Raw genomic sequence first — 16981 nt, 5'->3', positions numbered from 1 at the left:
ATTCCACGTCTTAGAATATAACTATTCTGTTTATGCAGGTCAGTGCGTTGCGTAAAATGGCTGCACACCTGCTATTCTCAGTAACTCGAAGATTTGGGACATTGTCGCCGCAGCCCGTTTGCGATCGTGGAGCCTGTGGGGCACAAGGGGCGGATGTGACGCGCGTGGCGTGGGCGGTTCCGGCGCTGTGGAGGTTATGCGGTGGAGGCTGCGCGGTGAAGGGCAAAAAGAAAAGTGGCACCACGCGGGGAGGTGCCACTGTCAGTGGTTAGCGCAGGGAGCCTGCACGGGGGCCAGCGCAGGGAGCCTGCCCAGGAGCCAGCCCGGTCACCAGCCCAACCAAGCCCTAGGCGTGCTCGTCAGCCTGCTGCTTCGGAGGCTGAACGGTCCACTCCGGCGGTACATCCTTGCCGGACTCCTCGTCCTGCTCTGCCTGCTCGGCCGTCTCCTGGACGATGCCCTTGGCGTGGTGGCTCGGCGCGTAGACCGCGTACACCTGCATCGGCTCGTCACCTGTGTTGATGATGTCGTGCCACACACCGGCCGGAACCTGCACCGCCCAGCCGTCGGAGACCTCCTGCTGGATGGTCATGTTGTCCTTGTCCGGACCCATGATGCACTTGCCAACACCCGCGTCCAGGCGCAGGAACTGGTCGGTATCATGGTGTACTTCCAGGCCGATGGAATCGCCCGGGGCGATGGACATGAGGGTCACCTGCAGGTACTTGCCCGTCCACGCGGTGGTTCGGTAGTTCGTGTTCTCTCGGGTGGCCGTTTCAATATCAAAGACGTTGGCTTCTGGTCCGTTGTCGACGATCTTCATGGTTCTCCTTCCGGTGAGATGTCCTCTATTGCCCATGCTAGGCCGTTTTCCCGTGAGATTCAGGCGCGCCCACCCGCGCCCACCCGCGCCCATCCGCTCACCCGCGCCCATCCGCGCGCGGACCGGCGAAGCGCCGAGCTGCCACCGGGAAGCCGACGGAGTACAGTCGAACTTCGGGCTAAAAATAGCACTATCGAATAAGAACCATCGAGCAAAAACTAAGGAGCTCTGCGAGCGTGAAGAGAACGTTCTCCATCGCCATGGCTTTCGTCGGCCTGACCGTCGGCGCCGGGTTTGCCACCGGCCAAGAGGTCATCCAATACTTCGTGTCCTTCGGCATGAACGGAATCTGGGGTGCGGTGCTGGCCGGCATCGTCATGACCATCGCGGGTAGCGTAATCCTGCAGGTGGGAAGCTACTTCCTGGCTGACGAACACCGCATGGTGTTCCGCAACGTCGCGCACCCGATAGTCTCGCGCTTCTTGGATCTGTCGGTAACGCTCACGCTGTTCGCCGTCGGATTTGTCATGCTGGCGGGGGCGGGTTCGAACCTGGAACAGCAGTTCGGCCTGCCCGCGTGGGCCGGTGCGCTGATCATGACCGGCGTGGTGCTGGCTGCGGGCATGCTGGACGTGGAAAAAGTCAGCCAGGTGATCGGCGCGCTGACCCCGCTGATTATCGTCGCCGTCCTTTTCGCGTTCGTGTACACGCTGATCAACATGCCCGCGGACACATCCCACCTCAGCGAAATCGCGAAGGGGGCGGATTCCCCCGTATCGCCGTGGATCCTGTCCGCCCTGAACTACAACGGCCTGGCGCTGCTGCTGGGCGTGTCCATGTCGCTGGTCATCGGCGGTAACTACTCCTCGCCGAAGGAGGCCGGTATCGGCGGCTTGATGGGTGGCGCCCTGTACACGGTCATGCTGATCATCGCCGCGATCACCTTGTACCTAAACATCGAAACCGTGCAGGATAGCGACGTCCCGATGTTGGAGCTGATGAACAACATCAACCCCACCCTCGGCGTGATCATGGCGATCATCATCTTCTTCATGATCTTCAACACCGCGATCGGCATGTTCTACGCGTTGGGTAAGCGCCTGACGGCCAGCACGGACAAGTCTTTCCGTCCGGTGTTTGTCGTGGTGACGCTGATTGGTTACGGCATCAGCTTCGTCGGCTTCGAGACCCTGATGACGTACGTGTACCCGGTCATTGGCTACATCGGCATGGTCATGATCGTCGTGATGATTGCCTGGTGGCTGCGTTCCCGCGCCCGCATTTCCCTGGAATCGAAGCGTCGCGACCGCATCCACGAGCTGGCATATAACCGCGAGCACGAGGACGAGGAATACACCGCCGAGGACCGCAAGGAACTGCGCAAGCTGGTCGGCGAATCCAACATCGAGGACAAGGAGCTGCACAAGACCATCACCGACGAGGTGAAGAGCGAGCTCTCCGACGAGTCCATGGAAAGCCCCGCCAAGCCGGAATCCTAACCCCAAAACCACAGCGTAGAATGGGTATTCATGTTTGGCGGCATCTACGGATCACTCACGACGGCTGCGATTAGCGCTGCGGATTTCACCCCGCCGCAGGGTTGGGGGCCGGTGCTTAAAGAACAGCTAGGCATCGACCTGTGGCGCATTCCGATTGTGATGGTCGCCGCCGTCGGCATCTATCTGACGTTCCTGGTGGCGGTCCGTCTTTTCGGACAGCGGATCTTAAGCAGCCTCGGCGGCTTCGATGCAGTGGTTATTTTCATGTTCGGCGCGGTCGCCGGCCGTTCCGTCATTGGCCACCCGCCGTCGCTGGCTGCGGGCGTGATCGGCCTGCTTACTTTGATGTGTATGGAGGCGCTGTTCGGCGCCGTGCAGGATGTGGTGGGGCTCCGCCGGACCATCAACCCGCAGCCAACGGTTCTGATCGCGCACGGCGAGATCATCGAGTCCGCCCTGCAGCGCTATCACATCAATGATGTCGCCATTGCCACTGCGATGCGCAAGGCCGGCGTGCGCGACCTCAGCGAGGTCGCCTGCATGGTGCTGGAATCCAATGGTTCGATCTCTACGCTGCGGGTGGGGGAGCAGATCGACCCTTCGATCTTGTTGGGTGTACAGGGAGCCGAGAGGGTAGTGACGCCCCCTCGTCCCAACGACCTTTAAGCGTTCAGCACGGGGTGCAGCCGCTTCATGGTCCACATTTGCTGGCTGCGCGCCGATAGCGTGGTGACCAGGAAGCATCCGAGGCCAACGAGGCACAGCACTCCCACTGCGATCGGCAGGCGTTCATCGTAGAAGCCGTAGATCAGCTGCCTGAAGCCGTTGACCGCGTATGTCATCGGGTCGAACGGATGCAGGAATTGGAAGAACTTGTTTTGTGTCTCGACGGGGTACAAGCCTCCCGAGGCGAGGATCATCAGCATGAGCATCGCCAGGGCGGTCACGCGTCCAGGCCCAGGGCCGAGGAAGGCGATGAGCATTTGGTTCATGAGCATCCACACCAGCGCCACGAGCGCTGCGAACAGGAATAGCCCCGGGACGTTCGCGGTATCCATGCCGACACCCCAGATGGTGACAGCCACCACGACTGCTGCCTGCAGGATGGCGATGATGCCTGTCGGCAGGAAGCCGGACAGGGCGGCGCGCCAGGAGTGCATGCCGGAGTTCACGGTGCGGGCCTGCAGTGGCTTGATCATGACGTAGACCATGATGCCGCCGATGAACAGCGACATGCTGAAGAAGAACGGCGCCATGCCTGCACCGAAGGTGTGCGTGCCGGAGTCGTTATCGGCCTTCATCTGTACCGGCCCGCCGATGGTGCTGGAGGCTGCCAGGCGCTGGCCTTCGTCCCACTGCGGAACCTTCTTGGACCCCTCGGAAAGCTTGTCGCGCAGTTCGGTGGCGCCGTTGTTCAGCTTGGCGGTGCCGTCCTTGGCCTTGGCGGTGCCGTCCTTCAGTTTGTCTGCGCCGTCCTTGAGCTTGGTGTTGCCGTCGTCCAGCTTGATCACGCCGTTCTTCAGCTTCGTCGCGCCAGCCGAGGCCTCGCCCAGCTTGTCGTCCAGCTTGTGCGCGCCGTTGTTGATCTTGTTCACGCCGTCCTGCAGTTGCTTGAACTGTGCGGGGAGCCCGGAAAGTTCGCCCACGCCCTTGCGCAGCGGGGCGTTCGGGTCGTTGAGCTGGTAGGACAGCTGGGCGCTGCCGTCAGCCAGGCGCTTCAGATCGGTCGCGTTCTGCGACTTCGGGCCGATGCCCTGCGTCTCCAGGGCGAGGGCCACCTTGTCTAGCTCGTTCGCGGCCGTAATGGCGGCGGGCATGCCACTGCCACGCAGGTTGCGGGAGATGTCGCGCAGGTTCCTTGCGTGGTCGCCCTGTGCCTTGGTGACTCCACCGAGTTTGGTGTTGAGCTGTTGCACGCCGTCGTTGAGGCGGCTCGCTCCGTCGCCAAGTTTATCGACGCCACCTTCCAGCTGGTTGAGCTTTCCAGCCTGACCGTTGATCTTTTCCGCCGCGGCGTTTACCTTGTCGGACAGTTCGGTGGTGCCGTCGGACAGCGTGCCGGCGCCCTGGTGCAGTTTGGCGATGCCGTCGTCGAGTTCGACGGCGCCATTTCGCAGCTTGCCGGAGCCGTCCTTGGCGGTGGCCAGGCCGTTGGCGAGCTTTTCTGCGCCATCGTTCAGTTGGACGGAGCCGTCTTTGAGTTGGGCGGTGCCGTCGGCGAGCTTGCCGGCGCCGATGGCGGCGCGCTGCATGCCGCTGCCCGCGTCGACGATGCCGAGCAGGACTTTATCCACGGCCTCTGCACTGATTTTGTCGCCGACGACGTTCAGCACCTCACGCATGACGTTTTGGCCGATCATGGTGGAGAGGTAGCCGTTGGCATCGTTGTATGTGCTGATGAGGTTGGCCTTTTCCGGCTTCCCGGAGGTAGGCGAGGCCACTGCGTCGGAGAAGTTCTCCGGCAGTTCCAAGGAGAAGTAGTATTCGCCGGATTCCACGCCCCGACGGGCATCCTCGGAATCGGTTTCGATCCAGCTGATCTGGTCGTTTTCCTTCAAGCCTTCGATGACCTTGTCGCCGGCGCGGAGCTCCTTGCCGTCGACACTCGTGCCCTTGTCACTGTTAACAAGGGCAACGGGCAGGGCGTTCAGGTTGCCGAATGGGTTCCAGAATGCCCAGAGGTACAAGGCGGAGTACAGCAGCGGCATGAGCACAAGGATGACCAGCGCGGCGCGGGTCAGCCGGTTGCGCTTGAAGCTGCGGATCTCGCTGTTGAGTTTAAAACCGGCGAGCATTAGTTGTTCTCCTTTGGCTCTGCGATGTCGGTGTATTCGCGCAGTCCGGTATGAATCGGGTGCGCGTGGTTAGCGTAGGCGTCAATTTCAATAACCGTGGTGGGCTCGACCGGACCGACGATAGGGTTCGACGAGTTAACGACCACAGGAATATCCATCGACAAGCGCTCGAGTACCTGCAGTAGGATCGCGCGCTCGTCGTTTTCGTGCACCTGCTCAATGTCGTCCATGATCAGCAGGTGGACTGGCTTGTTGTCGGCGGGCGACAGGGCCAGGCTGATGCGTAGCATGATCTTGTCGAGGTTATCCAGCTGGGAGATGTAGGCATCCAGCGGGGGAAGATCGCGTTCGCCGTAGACCTGGGAGCAGATACGCTGTAGGTCTTCTGCGGTGGCCTTGCGCATCGGCATGAACCAGGGCTTCGACCAGGACAGGGATTCGGTGAGGATGTCTTGGACCGTGACGGAACGCTCCAACAGGTCGATTTGCTCTACGCCGGCGATGGCGACGCGGGAGCGGATCTGCTTGGGCTTGGTTTCACCGAGAACATTGAGGGTGCCACCGGTGGGCTTCATGCGCCCAGAAAGAACCAGAGCCAAGGCGGTACGGCCAGAGCCGCCCTTGCCGAGCAGGTTGGTTAGCCCCTGGTTGGGGATAGAAAAGGAGAGAGGGCCAAATACTTGGCCCTCGTCACCTTTGAGCTCAAGATCCTGGGCTTCTACTGCGAGGGAAGTCATGGCTTTACCTGATTTCTGTAGGGAGGGAAGCACGGTCTATTTCAACAGACACCCTGCGTATTTTTGTAGACTTTGACGATTTCGTCAATTTTGGCCCTGGCGTGGCGAAACGGCGCTGCAATGTACGGAAATCTACGGGGAAGCTAGCCGGAAGCTGCTACAGCGCTACGGGCGCGCAACCGATTGTCGTAGAGCGCGATGACGAGGGCGACGGCGACGAGCGAGCCGATGGTGCCGAAGCCGATGGCGGTGCCGAGGGGCCAGTTGATGGCGCGCGAGCTAGCGAAGACTATCGCGGTGATCGGCGCGAGTCCCATGGCGGTACCGATGCGTTGTGCAGCCTGCAGAACCCCGCCGGAGCTGCCCGCGTAGTTGAGAGTAACGTCCGCGAGCGTGAGGGTTTGGTTCGGACCGATGACCGCACCCTGGCCGGTGCCGACTAGGAATAGGGTGATTACCATCCACCACTCCGACAGGCCCGTAACGTGGTGTAGCACAAGGGTGAGGATGGTTAGCGCAATGCCGGTCAGTGCCACGGTGATGCCGTCGATGACGACTCGACGGCCCCGGTCGGCGACCTGCTTGCCGGCCCAGTTGGCGGCGAAGGGGCTGCTGATCGCGGCGGGGATGCCAACGCTACCGGCGACGAGCGCGCTGTAGCCCAGCCCGTTTTGGAAGTACAGGGCCACGAGCACCCAAATGCTGGTTATGCCCATGAAGTACACTCCCGCACCAGCATGGTGTCCAGTCGGAAGCTGGGGAAGCGGAAGATTTGCATGTCCACCATGGGGTCGAAGGGCTTGGTTGTTTTAACGTGCCGCTCCCAGGCCAGCCACCCGGCCAGAAGGGCGACGGCGATGGGGGAGAGGCAGGAAGGTGCGGGCATTGCCGGAGGATTCCACGAACGGGAAGAGGAAGGCCAGGACGGCCAAGCCAAGCAGGAGGGATCCGAAGGGGTCGAGGCTGCGCACTGCGCGGATGACGCCCACGTTACGGCCGGTGGCGGGGTCCTTAACCCGGCCCATCAGCGGGCGCGGGAACCACAGGAGTGCGAGGACGAAGGCAAGAAGGCCGAAGGGGACGTTGACCAGGAAAGTCCAGCGCCAGCCGCTCCGGTCCGCCGACGCGGATGAGGAAGCCACCCAGGACAGGCCCGATGGCCACAGCCACGCCCACGACGGTGCCGAACCAGCCGAAGGCTCGGCCGCGTTCCTTGCCGCGCAAGAACTGCTGGATCATGCCCACGGCCTGCGGGTTGAGCATGCCCGCGCCCACGCCTTGGATGAAGCGGGTGATGTTCAGGGCTTCCGCGGTGGGGGCGAAGCCAGCGGTGATGGCGGCCAGGGTGTAGACGCTTAAGCCGATGAGGTACATTCCGCCCCGGCCGAGCAGGTCGCCGACGCGGCCAGCGGCGACGAGTACCACGCCGAAGGTCAGCGTGTAGCCGGAGAGCACTCACTGGATGTCCGATTCGGTCGCATCCAGCCCCTGCTGGATGGAGGGCAGGGCGACGTTGATGATGGACACGCTGATGAGCGACATGAAGATCGTCGTAAGGATGACGCCCAGAACTCTCCAGCGGCGCGGATCCTCACCCGGGGGATAGGTGCCGGGGGGACTGAATCGTGGCCTCCGTCGCGCCGGGGCGGGGGTTGTCTGTGCCCTGGCGCGGGGTGCCTGGGTGTGCTTCCCTGCGAGGAATGCCCGGCTGTGAGCTTGCGGCGTGCGGGTCCTTTTCAGCCACGGTGGTGCGTGCCCTCCTTCGGATCGCCTGTGTGTAGATCTGTGCGCTGGCGCGGTTTCGCGCGGTTGTGCGCGAAATTCCCTTTAGTGAAGCATATCGCTACTAAGGGTGACCTTATTTCAGGGGGTGGGATGGTTTCAAAGTGGATAGGCTTCTGAAGTGCTGTTGTAGCCTGGGGTACAGGTGGTTCGAAGATCACGGAGGCTTTGTGCTATGGGGATAAACGACGAGTTCACCGAGGCGAACAATGCTCGGAATTCCAACTGGTATCAAATCCAGGGAGCGGAGTTCCATCTTCCGGAGGGTTATGTCTGTGGCTCTCAGCCGGAGTGGCGCCTTGCGCATTTCGCGGTGGTTCTTCCAGTGCCCGAATTACCGGAGGCTTTCGATTGGCCCGAGGCTTGGGTGCCCGGTCGTTTTCGCGGGATTAAGAAGATTGAGTTCGCAGAACGGGATGAAGAAGGGGACTTCGTTCGCCAGTTCTGGGGTAATAAAGTTGATTACAAATATGTACCCCGCGTTTTCCATAAGAGTGCTGGGTCGTACTTCCGTGAGCCCCTAGCCAGCTCTATGGGGGCGAGTGCGGTTGATGCTGTACCGACGTCTGGTGGGGATCCCGCGGAGTGGATCTCGGATGCATCTACTAATCCTGCCAAGGTCGTCGCGCATCGCCTCGTGTTTGAGCCCGACCTTACGACGGAGGACTATACGACGGAGGGCAAGCAGCGGGCACCAAAAATGGAGACATATCCGCTGCGTTTCGCTTTGGACGACACCGGGCACCCCTATGCGACCTTGAAGTTTGTATGTGCCGAGTACCTGCAATATTCCGGGCCATGCCTTTATGACCTTGAAAGTGGCGAACCTAGTAACTTCGAACAGAATTTTCTCGTCATCCATGCCGTCGCGGAAAATTGCTCCGGAAAAGCGCTGGAGGAAGCTACTGCGTCGTTGACTAAGCCACGAGAGAAAATGACCCTGATTGCGGAGGAAGGCAACGGAGAGGCGAGACAAAGAGAGCTACTTGAAGAACTCACTGGCTCACCACTGACTAACAACAAGGCTAGTGTTTGCCTATTGGAAGCTGCCGTGAAGGTTGTGGAAGAGCAGCTATTCGTCGGCTCGGAAACTCACACTCCGTGGGATCTCAATAAGGGCGGATACTTCAAAAAAACCCGTAGGGGTACAAAAGCGAAACGCGGTCGACAGTCTCCCAAACCTTATTGCGTCACGATGGCTATCCCGGGCCGTACAGACATTGCCCTACCAACTCCCATCGCGGATGCATCTGAGGAGTCGGGGGAGAACTGGATGCTCCATGACCAATGGGCATGGTACTTTGCTTCTCGTTTCGACCGGTACACAACAGAAATCCCGTATTTTCGTGATGGCTCTATAAACAGAAGCCTCGTGTCCCGCTACCGTGACTGGACTATTCACTCCTGCGAGGAGGGGTTGGCAGTGGTGCGCCGGGCACCGCTAGAAAACTCACAAAATAATTTCTTTATGCTGGCTGGGACTCGCTTTGTAGACCTGGCTATTTTAGCGCTCAGAGCAGTTAATTATCTGGGGTGTATTAGCGAACAACTTCGCCAATTATCTTTCGGTCCGGAAGCGCTCAATGTCTTGGAAAGCTCCGGCTCTGAGGGCAATGCTGGAACTCTCGAGAAGATAAGGGGCGCGGACCAAAAGCTGCAGGGCAGTCTCCGGAAGTTCGCAAAGATACAAGCGGAACTAGTCTATGTGCGCGATCACCTCTGGTACGAGCGAGTCCCCGGACGCGACGTAGCGACCACCATTCTGCAGCATATGTTGGAAAAGACAGGTGCACGGGGAGACTTTGATGACATCGTCGGCGAACTTGAGATACGTGAGAACGTCTACACAACCCAGTACAATTTCGCACGTATCAGACTTGATGGCATCGAGGCAGACGCTCATAAGCGTAAACAAGAGCGGCGCGATGAACGCAATGAATTAATCGCGTTAGCAGCCGCAGTTCTGGCAGTCCCAAGCCTTTTTGCGCTTCTGCCCGCTGTTGGGCAGTGGTGGGTTTTCATTGTTTGCCTGGTGGCCATTGTTGTTATATCAGCGGTGACGTACTTCTCGCGCCGTCAACGGAGAAAGAAACAGTCGGGTTGATCTCGATTGCCAAGCGCTAATAAGCGGCCAGGCCTACCCCGGCAGCATTAACCCTCGAGGGCGGCCTTCATGCAGCGCATCGCGGCCAAAGTCTTCGGCACGCCGACGTAAGGCATGAGGTGTACGAAGCATTCGGCCACCTCCTCTGGGCTCATGCCTGCGACGTCCACAGCGGTCTTGATGTGGCCGGTGAGTTTGTGGCTCTACGCCACCCATCGCAGCCAGGGCAGCCATGTTCAGCATCTGACGGTCGCGGAGAGTAATGCCATCGCGCTGGTAGGTTCCGCCGAAGACGGCCTCGACAACCCAGTCGGACGCGCCGGGTGCGAACTCGTCGAGCTGCTTCTTCCACGCAGTGGCGGATTCTGGGGTTTGGGTCTCGCGGACGAACTCGTCGCTTTTGTCGCGGTTCAGTTCCATGGGGGCATGCCTCTCTCTTTGGATCCACGCTCCGGTTAGGCCCGGCTGGCGATGTAGCCAGACACGTGCACCAGGAGCGGGGTGGGTTGCCCCGAGGTTAGCCCAAGTTCTCGCACCAGGACGCGGGGCAGCCGTGGGCTAACCGGTGCACTTGCCCAAAGCCTTTGTCGTACAGCAGTGCCAATCTGAGGGCGTGCGCATGAGCATCGAACCCTTAGTTGGCGCCGAGATGTTCGATATTCTTGAATCCTTGTCTGCAGCGCTTGTTAGATTGAGCACATGAATCGGACAACTGTGGTGGCAGATGCGTTGGCGATGATCCGCCTTGCGGACTCGGTACCTGCTTGGGCGATGCTTCGTGCCCATAACGCCCCAGCTGTTCTTTCTGTCTTAAGTGCTGTCTTCCAAGCAGGTAATCGCCAGATCGCCGGATCCGAGCTCACCCTAGCAGTGGAGTCCTTGCTGATCGATATTCGGGAACAGACCAATATGGAGCTGCCCAAGTCAGCCGTGGCTTATATCAATGACTGGGTGAAACTCGGATACCTCACGAGGCGCAGCCCTCAGGGCTCGAGGGAAGAGTTTTACGAGCTCACCACGGACGCGCACGTTGCTATCGACTATGTCCAGCAGTTGATCAGTCCTCAGCGGGTGGTGACCAAATCCCGCCTCGGAACTCTATTCAATAATCTCCAGGATCTGGCGGCTGAAACAGATCCCGACGAAGCGAGAGCGATTAGTCGCCTGGAAGCTCAGCGAGATCAGATCCAAGACCGTATCGACAACATCCGCATGAACGGTGTCGGCGTGATTTCCGACGAAGAGGCAGTGGAGAGGGCACGGGAAATCCTGGCTCTGGCGAGGGATTTGCCCACCGACTTCTCCCGCGTTCGGGAGGAGGTTGAGAATGTCGATCACGAACTCCGAGAATCGCTCGTCGAAGGGCAGCTAAACGCTGGTGAGGTACTGGACAATGTCTTCCGTGGTGTAGATCTGATCGCAGAATCAGAAGCGGGACGGGCATTCAACTCCTTCTATGAGCTTTTCCTTGACCCGGAGCAATCAAAGCAACTCGATGCCGTGATGGATTCAGTGCAATCGCGGGACTTCATGGTGCAGCTCGGCCCGGAAGAGCGGAGCGAGATCGCGCAATTGGTAGACATGCTCGATTCCTCCTCGGGACAGGTGCATACCTCGCTCACGGGCCTATCGCGGTCCCTAAGGCGCTTCGTGCAGTCCCGAGAAGCAGAATCGCAGCAGGCCCTCACACGGGCAATCAATCAGGCGCAGCAGCAAGCGCTCGAGCTCGCAAAACGAGGGATCGCGCCTTACGAGAAGATCGGCTACGAGCTCGAGCTGACGACGCGGCAACCGACGTCGCTTTCCAGTTGGGAATTACACAACCCGAAGGAATACCGCATCGAGCGGTCAATGGAAGTCAACGAGTCAGGCGAGATCGACTTCGAACAGATGCGTCGGCGTATCCGGGAATCAGAAATTGACTGGCAGGAACTGCGCGACGCAATCAACGATGTGCTCGGCAGAAAGGGGCAAGCATCGATTCGGGAAGTCTTGGAAGAGCACCCTGCCACTCAGGGGCTAGCGAGTGTGGTGGGGCTCATCAAACTTGCGCATGATCACGGCGAAAGATCCGACGGTACAGAAGTCCTGCAGTGGGAGAGACCAAGCGGGAAAAGGTATCAAGGGCGGTATGGGCGTTTCGAATTTCGGAGGAAGGTTGGGCGCATCTAAATGGAAAACAAACTGTATGAAGGCGACACCGGAACCTTGACAGGTTTGCAGCGTCGTGCCCTGGCGGAACTCATCCGCGGCCCATACGTGTCGAGCGTGAAATCGCCAGATGTGTTTGCTGCGATATCCAACTCACGTGAGATTCTTGCCCAACAGCTGGATAATCTCTTCCTCACTCTCATTCTCGACGAGCATGCAGGGGTTGCCTACACAAAGGCGTGGGAAGCGGATGTCCCTGAAAAGCGTGCGCTGCTACGCAAACAGTCGTTGACTTTTATGGACACGGTGGTGATTCTCCACCTGCGCCGTGAGCTGGTGACGACGAGCCCCAACGAGCGAACCATCGTGGATGAGGGTGAGGTTTTTGAGGCGACCCTGCCGTATCAAGGCCATGCTGGCACGGACAAGTCCACGCAGCGTAAGCGCTTTACTGCAGCGTGGAACAAGCTGAAGAGCTACTCGATTATTGCCAGCACCCCGACCGAGGGGCGTTTCGAGGTGTCCCCGGTGCTGCGCATCATCTTTTCCAGCGAAGAAATCGCCGCTGTCACCGAGTCTTTCCGAGCTCTCCTGGAGGAAGAACAATGACGACGACTCTGCCTGGCCAATTCCGACTTTCCCAAATCCAGGTTTATAACTGGGGAACATTCGACAACCTTCACTGTGTCGAGGTGCCGCGGGAGGGCTTCCTCATCACAGGCTCTTCAGGTTCCGGCAAGTCGACGCTGATTGATGCGATCTCGACGATTCTTGTTCCGCCCGGCAAGATTCGTTTCAACGCTGCGGCTGATAACCAAGCACACTCGGGCCGTAACTTGGTTACCTACTGCCGCGGTGCCTGGCGCCGCGAGCACTCGATCGAGGCGGACGAACTTACGCAGTCCTACCTTCGAACAGGTGCGACGTGGACGGGCGTCGCTCTACGCTATAGCGATGGGGCAGGGGAGACCGTAACCGCTTGCCGGTTGATGTTTTTGCCCGCTAACGCCTATTCGCGCCAGGAAATCACGGATCTTTACATTTTGCTCCCTCGGGCCGCCGATCTGACAGAGTTTGAGGATCTGGCACAGAAGAATTTGCCGGTTAGTGAGGCGAAGAAGACATACAGCGATGCCCTGCACGTCAGTCGAAATCATCCGAAGTTCAGTTTGGCGCTGCGCCGAGCGGTGGGGATCGCCGATGCCGGTGCTTTGGACCTGCTGAACCGAACGCAATCGGCTAAAACGCTCGGCGATCTTAATCATTTGATGCGTACCTTCATGCTGCCCGAACCAGAGACCTTCGAGATCGCGGAGCAAGCAGCGGAGAATTTCACAGACCTCCGAACGGCGTATGAGTCGGTGGTGAAAACTCGTGAACAGATTGAGCAACTGGCACCGGTGCGCGTGGCAGCAGAGAAGCGTGCAGGGGTCGAAAACAGGCTGACCACGGTAAAGGAGGACCGAGACGGCGTCGAAACCTTCGTTGACGAATGGCAGCAGCGTTTCGCCGAACAGGAGCGGGATCAGTGGACTTCCGAGATTAAGACAGTCAGCGCGAAGATTGAAGAAGCCACCGGGGTTCGAGACGCACACCGGGCGCAAGCAGATCAACTGCGCACGTTGATTCATGGAGCGCAGGATTCTGCCTTGGTTTCTGCACAGGCTCGGCGTGACCGTTTGCAGGACCGGCTGGAGCGAGTGACCAAAGAGGAAGAGGCATTCAATTCCCGGCTCAAATCCATTGGGGCTGCAAAGCCCGGCAGTGTCGAGGAATTCACCAACCTTGTGCTGCAGTTGCGTGAAGAGCGGAAGCGGTTGAGTGCTGCATATGAAACAGAAGACGTAAAGCTGGGTCAGGCGCACGTGCGCGTTTACGAGCTGGGCGAGAACAAGGACAAGCTGGTCGCGGAGCTTGAGGCTTTGCGAAAATACGAATCGGCCATGGATAACCGGTTGCTCCGTGCGCGAGCCTTGATTGCAGAGAAGTCTGGAGTGCGGGAGTCTGACCTTCCATTCATTGCAGACCTCGTGAGTATGAAGCCTGGTGAAGACCATTGGCAAGGAACCGCAGAGCGAGTGATGGGCGGGTTTGCCCGGCGGATCCTTGTCCCAGACGAGCACTATGACCAGGTTTCTTCAGCTATCGATGACACCTATCTCGGTGCGAAAGTGAGCTACACCAGGTTCACTCGGGATCTGGAAGAACAGCGCCCGTCCCGTTTCGTACCGAACTCACTGGGGCTGAAAATCAACGTAAAGTCCGGGCGGTATCACGACTGGATCCAGACCCAACTTTCTACGAAGTTCGATTACTTATGCTGCGGCTCTGTGGAAGAGTTTCGTGCTGCCCGGCGGGCGGTGACTGCAAAGGGTCAGGTGAAACATAACCGCAACGATCACATTAAGGATGATCGCCGCCGAATCGATGACCGTTCGAACTGGGTGCTGTGGGGCAATCTCGCTGACAAGATCGATGCCCTTCAAACAGCGGTGCGCGACATCGTGGCGAAACTTGAAGACGCTGAACGGCGACGCAAGGCCATCGCGGCCGGCCAGGAGAAAAGGCGTGCCCAAATAGCCACGATCGAGCGGCTATTGGAGACGGAACGTTTTCAGGATATCGATGTGTCATCGGTGACCCAGGAGCTTGCAGAAGCCCAGCGAGTCGTTGATGAACTCACTGATGGAAACGCGGAGCTGGCTGAACTGAAAGCGAAGTTGAAGGGCGTTGAAGCTACTCTCGACAAAGTTGAGGAGCACGTCATGGCGCAGCGGAACCAGCTTAGTGTCTCCAAAGTTCGCCTGGAGCAGGCAGAAGAAACGCTTGAGAAGATTCGGAATCGCCGAGGTGGGAAGACCGTCTCTGAGGACGTTGCGACCCGTCTGACAGAACGTTGCACGGCTATCGACCGCACCATTCGGCCCGATAACATCGATGTGCTCAACAATCGCCTCATTCGTGGTATCGAAGATCAGCTCGCAGACCTCAATGCGCACTTCACCAAATATTGTGGTGATCTGGTCAACGCAATGAACCTTTACTTGGTGCGCTGGCCTGATCGGGCGGGTGACCTCAAGGCGGATATGGAGTGGGAGCAGGACTTTCTTCGGGAACTGGGCAGGCTTGAAGCAGACGACTTGCCCCGTTTTGAACAGCGTTTCCGGGACATGCTGCAAGACGAAACCCACAAGCATCTCGGTCGGCTGCGCCGTTTAATCCGTGACGCGACAGCGAAGACTCGCAGCTCGATCCAGATGATTAATGATTCACTTGCGGAAGTCGAGTTCTATCCGGGTGCTTACCTGACGATCGAGGTGAGGGAGGCACAGCCCGCGATCGCCCGCAATTTCGTTGAACTTCTGGATTCCGCACTAGCAGGGATTATCAATGAAGCTGATCAGGAGGAGAGCGAGCACCGATTCCATAAGCTGCAGGCGGTGATCGACGCAGTGACGGTCTCGGACGGTACGACAACTCGTGATCGCCAGTTGCGTCTGGATACGAGGCAACACGTGAAGTTCCTGGGAGTGGAATACAGCGAGGATGGAACGCGCGGTGCGGTCTATGACTCGTCGGAAGGACTCTCGGGCGGCCAAGCCCAAAAGCTGTCCTCCTTCTGCCTGGCTGCAGCCTTGCGTTACAGGCTGACTGGGATGGGCTTGCCAGCCGCACAAGAAAAGAAATCCATTGTCCGGGTGGGGGAGGACATTTATCCGCGATTCGGCACGATCGTTCTGGATGAAGCTTTTGATCGTGCGGATACGGAGTTCACTCGGGCTGCGATGGAGGCCTTTCGCCGCTTTGGTTTCCACATGATTCTGGCCACGCCCGAGAAGCTGCTGCAGACCGTGCAGGACTACATCGGGGGTGTGCTGATGGTGGAATGCCCAGACCGGAAGCGATCGCGAACGAGTTCTCTGACGATCGAGGAGGTCCAGGATGAAGACTCCTGATCAGGTGCGCCAACGCGCTGCGGTCTTTTATTCACGTAACCACCGCAGCTGGTTGGCCGGGGAATTCAAGATGCTGACCATCAACCTGGATCCGCCGACTGGAAGGTCGGCAGAGCGTGATGACGGCGCTGCCGTGAGAGCCTGGGTGGCACAGTGGAACCGCAGTTCAATTACCGTCGAGTGGGAGGATAAAAAGCTCAGCTATTTGGGGACTTATTCGCTGCCTCGGCGAGTTGTTCTCGCGGACGCGGATACTGCGGCTCGCGTGGCCGGCAAACTCGATCATTGGCAACGCCTCCGCACGGTCTTGGACCGTTTCTGCACGGAATTGGGGGAGAGCGTTCGACCTGAGCTCATCAGGCACCTTTCTGCGTGGGACGACTGGAATGATACGACTGTGGAGCAGTTCATTGCTGTTGTCCGGTGGGTTCACGAGCACGAGGTCAGCGACTTTTATATTCGCGAATTGCCAATCTTTGGTGTCGATAGCAAATGGTTCGAGGCACACAGGGCGGTCGTTGAAGCGGTGGTCGGGCCACTGAACTTCAAGCCGAAGCCCCAGTTGGTGGAGATCCGCAGCCTTGACCCGACACTGGGAATTGGCGGTTTGCGGCACTTGGCATGTCCGGCGGCAGAACTCCGTGAGATCCCGGGGGCGCGAGTTCTTATCGTTGAAAATCACCAGAGTTTCCTTGCCTTGCCAGACTTGCCCGCGACGATCGCGATCTTCGGTGGTGGATTGAACGCTGCCAGGATCGTCCAGCAGATGCCATCGCTAGAGGCGAAGGAAGTTCTTTATTGGGGAGATCTAGATTCGCATGGTTTCTATATCCTGGAACTCGTCAGGCGATACGTGCCTCATGCGCGATCTGTTCTCATGGACCTGGATACGGTCCGTGACCACGTTGATCTTGCGGTGGAAGAACCGCAACCTAGCCGGTTCGAGCCTGAGCTGTTGAGCTACGGGGAGCGCTTGGCATTGGACTATCTCCGGGGGCGTTCTGCGGGCGGGTGCTTGCGCGTTGAGCAGGAAAGAATCTTGTTTGACTATGCGCAGCAGCAGCTGCGTCGGGCAGTGAGTTCCAGTGGGACTGGTGCATAGCAGCGGCAGTAGACCCGGAGCTTGTGAATCAG

The 16981-nt window shown here is 59.0% G+C and carries 13 protein-coding genes and 1 pseudogene; 7 read left to right on the top strand and 7 right to left on the bottom strand.

Going from position 1 to position 16981, the window contains the following annotated elements:
• Nucleotides 1-346: 346 nt before the first annotated feature.
• Nucleotides 347-823: a cupin domain-containing protein gene (locus HMPREF2678_RS04470; RefSeq protein ID WP_011273306.1), complete on the bottom strand. Its 477-nt coding sequence runs from the start codon at nucleotides 821-823 to the stop codon at nucleotides 347-349.
• A gap of 236 nt (nucleotides 824-1059) precedes the next feature.
• On the opposite strand from HMPREF2678_RS04470, the gene HMPREF2678_RS04465 reads away from it, so the two are divergent.
• Both HMPREF2678_RS04465 and HMPREF2678_RS04460 read left to right on the top strand, forming a co-directional pair.
• On the top strand, nucleotides 1060-2322 hold the full coding sequence (locus HMPREF2678_RS04465) for a membrane protein (RefSeq protein ID WP_034966193.1): 1263 nt from the start codon (nucleotides 1060-1062) through the stop codon (nucleotides 2320-2322).
• 30 nt (nucleotides 2323-2352) lie between these two features.
• Nucleotides 2353-2988 carry a DUF421 domain-containing protein gene (locus HMPREF2678_RS04460; RefSeq protein ID WP_034980600.1) on the top strand — a complete coding sequence of 212 codons (636 nt, stop codon included), beginning with the start codon at nucleotides 2353-2355 and terminating at the stop codon, nucleotides 2986-2988.
• Here HMPREF2678_RS04460 and HMPREF2678_RS04455 read toward each other — a convergent pair.
• From HMPREF2678_RS04455 to HMPREF2678_RS10615, 5 genes are all read right to left on the bottom strand, one after another.
• A complete protein-coding gene (locus tag HMPREF2678_RS04455) occupies nucleotides 2985-5117 on the bottom strand; it encodes a YhgE/Pip domain-containing protein (RefSeq protein ID WP_034973179.1) in 2133 nt (710 codons plus the stop codon). The two genes, HMPREF2678_RS04460 and HMPREF2678_RS04455, sit on opposite strands and share 4 nt — an antisense overlap.
• Nucleotides 5117-5854, bottom strand: a complete 738-nt coding sequence (locus HMPREF2678_RS04450; protein ID WP_051894300.1) for an ATP-binding cassette domain-containing protein — start codon at nucleotides 5852-5854, stop codon at nucleotides 5117-5119. Before HMPREF2678_RS04450 ends, HMPREF2678_RS04455 begins: the two co-directional genes overlap by 1 nt.
• A 143-nt stretch (nucleotides 5855-5997) precedes the next feature.
• Complete coding sequence (locus HMPREF2678_RS10625; protein WP_349018819.1) at nucleotides 5998-6570, bottom strand: MFS transporter; 573 nt, start codon at nucleotides 6568-6570, stop codon at nucleotides 5998-6000.
• 93 nt (nucleotides 6571-6663) lie between these two features.
• Nucleotides 6664-6879, bottom strand: a complete 216-nt coding sequence (locus HMPREF2678_RS10620; RefSeq protein ID WP_367116702.1) for a hypothetical protein — start codon at nucleotides 6877-6879, stop codon at nucleotides 6664-6666.
• Nucleotides 6866-7309, bottom strand: coding sequence for an MFS transporter (locus HMPREF2678_RS10615; protein WP_367116701.1), 444 nt, complete (start codon nucleotides 7307-7309; stop codon nucleotides 6866-6868). Before HMPREF2678_RS10615 ends, HMPREF2678_RS10620 begins: the two co-directional genes overlap by 14 nt.
• A gap of 502 nt (nucleotides 7310-7811) precedes the next feature.
• Here HMPREF2678_RS10615 and HMPREF2678_RS04440 point away from each other — a divergent pair.
• Complete coding sequence (locus HMPREF2678_RS04440) at nucleotides 7812-9740, top strand: hypothetical protein (protein WP_035002082.1); 1929 nt, start codon at nucleotides 7812-7814, stop codon at nucleotides 9738-9740.
• Nucleotides 9741-9787: 47 nt separating this feature from the next.
• Here the strand turns inward: HMPREF2678_RS04440 and HMPREF2678_RS04435 are convergent.
• Nucleotides 9788-10160, bottom strand: a pseudogene (locus HMPREF2678_RS04435) (carboxymuconolactone decarboxylase family protein).
• Between the two features lie 279 nt (nucleotides 10161-10439).
• On the opposite strand from HMPREF2678_RS04435, the gene HMPREF2678_RS04430 reads away from it, so the two are divergent.
• From HMPREF2678_RS04430 to HMPREF2678_RS04415, 4 genes are read left to right on the top strand one after another with little or no spacing between them, the layout of a single operon-like run.
• Nucleotides 10440-11912, top strand: a complete 1473-nt coding sequence (locus tag HMPREF2678_RS04430; RefSeq protein ID WP_230580566.1) for a DUF3375 domain-containing protein — start codon at nucleotides 10440-10442, stop codon at nucleotides 11910-11912.
• Nucleotides 11913-12500: a DUF4194 domain-containing protein gene (locus HMPREF2678_RS04425; RefSeq protein ID WP_034978096.1), complete on the top strand. Its 588-nt coding sequence runs from the start codon at nucleotides 11913-11915 to the stop codon at nucleotides 12498-12500. It abuts the gene before it with no gap.
• A complete protein-coding gene (locus HMPREF2678_RS04420; protein WP_070551067.1) occupies nucleotides 12497-15847 on the top strand; it encodes an ATP-binding protein in 3351 nt (1116 codons plus the stop codon). The genes HMPREF2678_RS04425 and HMPREF2678_RS04420 overlap by 4 nt, the downstream gene beginning before the upstream one ends.
• Complete coding sequence (locus HMPREF2678_RS04415) at nucleotides 15834-16949, top strand: DUF3322 domain-containing protein (protein ID WP_070551065.1); 1116 nt, start codon at nucleotides 15834-15836, stop codon at nucleotides 16947-16949. The genes HMPREF2678_RS04420 and HMPREF2678_RS04415 overlap by 14 nt, the downstream gene beginning before the upstream one ends.
• Nucleotides 16950-16981 lie beyond the last annotated feature (32 nt).

It is taken from the genome of Corynebacterium sp. HMSC058E07 (assembly GCF_001809885.1).
Classification (GTDB): domain Bacteria; phylum Actinomycetota; class Actinomycetes; order Mycobacteriales; family Mycobacteriaceae; genus Corynebacterium; species Corynebacterium macclintockiae.
The sequence above is the reverse complement of the archived record's forward strand: the minus strand, read 5'-3'. Positions and strand labels throughout refer to the sequence as shown.